1 protein-coding gene is annotated in these 551 nt (G+C 37.7%); it reads right to left on the bottom strand.

Annotated features, from left to right (window positions below):
- A partial coding sequence (locus tag PVA17_RS24935; RefSeq protein ID WP_274069370.1) for a sensor histidine kinase occupies positions 1 to 551 on the bottom strand: 551 nt, incomplete at both ends.

The following is a 551-nucleotide window of genomic DNA, read 5'->3' as shown; positions in this document are numbered from 1 at the left end:
AGCATAATCTCCTGTCCTATATTTTGCGCTTCTACATTTACCTTTGTACCGTCAGGCGTATATTTTTTAGCATTCGTTATGAGATTATCTAAAATGCGCTTTAATAAAAGCTCGTCCGCTTCCAACATAACATCTCCATATACGTTTACAGACACTTGCTCATCTGCAAATTGAGGTAACCACACATTAAGTGGTATCATTACTTTTTCAAGCTTGATCGCTCTATTTTTTAATTGGTACGTATAGGTTAAGTCTTTTATAAGGGCATCCATGTACGTTGCCTTCTCCTGCATCGTAGTTGCAAAGACACGCATTTCTTCCTTCGTCCACTCATAATCCTCCGAAGCTAGCATTGTTGAATAACCATAAATAGAGCTTAACGGTGTCTTTAAATCATGGGATAGGCCTGTTATCCATTCCTCACGTAATTGCTCTGCATGCTTAATTTGCCGTTCATTAGAGTCAAGACGTTCCGATAAGTGATTGAGAGATTCATCAACTGGCTGGAATAATTTAAATTTCCTTTTTAATTTTCCTGTCTTTCGATGATG

The organism is Lysinibacillus sp. CNPSo 3705 (genome assembly GCF_028674935.1).
GTDB lineage: Bacteria > Bacillota > Bacilli > Bacillales_A > Planococcaceae > Lysinibacillus.
Note: the sequence above shows the minus strand (reverse complement) of the source record. Positions and strands in the feature narration are given on the sequence as shown.